This window comes from Roseimarinus sediminis, from assembly GCF_050433125.1.
Taxonomy (GTDB): Bacteria; Bacteroidota; Bacteroidia; order Bacteroidales; family Prolixibacteraceae; genus Roseimarinus; species Roseimarinus sediminis.
The window spans coordinates 1-1,678 of the sequence record NZ_JBNPXV010000043.1 but is presented as its reverse complement, the minus strand read 5'-3'; the positions used below and the strand labels follow the sequence as shown (position 1 = coordinate 1,678).

The window sequence follows — 1,678 nt, the reverse complement described above, 5'->3', positions numbered from 1 at the left end:
ACAGATGGGAATTAAAAATCAGCGCCAGCTAATTAGATCAGCCTTAGCTGATTGCACCCATTGAAGTAAATACGCTTCACGGCGTACCAACGGTTTGTGTAAGTTGCGTTGCGGATTGCGTGGTAGTTTCCTGTCGAGCTACAGTGTTTTTGTTGCGAGTTGGAAAGTAAGTTATCAGCACAAAAACCGCAATGAAATTTACACTTTGTTATGGTGTGTTTTGATTTATTTGTCTTGAACTAAAAGTCATTCCAAGTCTGCCAGAAACTAGGCTTTTGATTTTCCAATTTTATCTCATTAGAATTTGTCCTCCAATATTCTATCAACTCAATAAGATTGTCTTCTTGAGTTTTAGATTCAATCAAAAATTCAAATTTATAATCTGGCTTGTTATAGGACTTTATTATTATCCAATTATTTGATCCTTCAAGGAAACTCCTTTTATAAATATTTTTGTTTTTAACTTTATTGATGGATATTGTTATTGATTTATTGTCTAAGGAAATCTTTTTACTGTCGAATTCAATTGAATCAATAGATAATTGTAATTTTCCTTTCTTTGAATTTTTATTGAGCTGCAATGTTACTGAGATACCAATAAGAACAAAAGAAAGTAACCCCAAAGTCATTTCGAGCCAAAAAGGTAGTTGTGTGAATAGACTCATTAAATTTCTATTTGTACCTCTTTGAAAAATAGAAGCTCCTATCAACACTCCAATTACACCAAGGAAAATACCAATTATTTTGATGACGTAAAATGACTTGGAATCGATAATCCTAAACTCCAAGTTTTGACTGTCAATATGTTCAATTGTAGCTGTCATTTAATACACCATAACGGAAAATTGTTTGTTGTCGTTGCGGATTGCGAGTGATTATCTGTCCGGATACGGACGGGATAATTACGGGAATCCGAGGCGACATGCACCACGTCAACCGCAATGCAATAAACAAAATGTTACAAACCGTATTTTATTTTGTCAAATAATCGTTACCTACTTCGATTTCATTAAACATCTTGAAAAACAATCAACTCTAATCGTTGCCGACATTTATTAAAACCGTGTGTTAAATATAATACTTTATCCACTTTTACAGATTTTTCTCAAAAAAATCTGTTTTTTTCATCGCAACGGCTTGAGAAGTTTTACTCGTTTTTGAAAAACCAGTCTGTTTGAGAAAATGTCCTCACGCTGATAACGTATTGTAAAATATGCTTTTATAAAAATGTTTCTCAAAAATCGCGACGAAAATATTTTGTAAATACTAATCGTTTTTTCTCCGAATCGTTGAGCGGCAAAACGTCATGGTACTCTCTGCCCGAAACCGAAAAAACTGTCTGCAAAGCGAAAAAAACCTGTCGACCGTAAGCTTATTTTTTACTTGTCCGTTTTTACATTAATCCATGTTTGTAAAGAACTCTCGCGGTATATTTTTAAAAAGTCAACGAAAGACTGTCAAACTCTTGAAAAACTGCCAAATTTTAAGAAAATCTTTTCGTCATGTCAAACCGCTGAACTTGAACAAAGCGACAGTCTGCCGATGACTTTCTGGGCTGTCTGAAAGTCTTTTTAATATGGTTTGGTAGAGTAGAGCCTGATAGCTCATTCAAAATTTGCACTTATAAATGTACGCATTCTGGATAAACTATCAGTGCCCCCTGCATCAAACCGTACGT

1 protein-coding gene is annotated in these 1,678 nt (G+C 34.3%); it reads right to left on the bottom strand.

Annotated features, from left to right (window positions below):
- Positions 1 to 239 precede the first annotated feature (239 nt).
- A complete protein-coding gene (locus tag FHS86_RS19105) occupies positions 240 to 824 on the bottom strand; it encodes a hypothetical protein (RefSeq protein ID WP_429417663.1) in 585 nt (194 codons plus the stop codon).
- Positions 825 to 1,678: the final 854 nt, after the last annotated feature.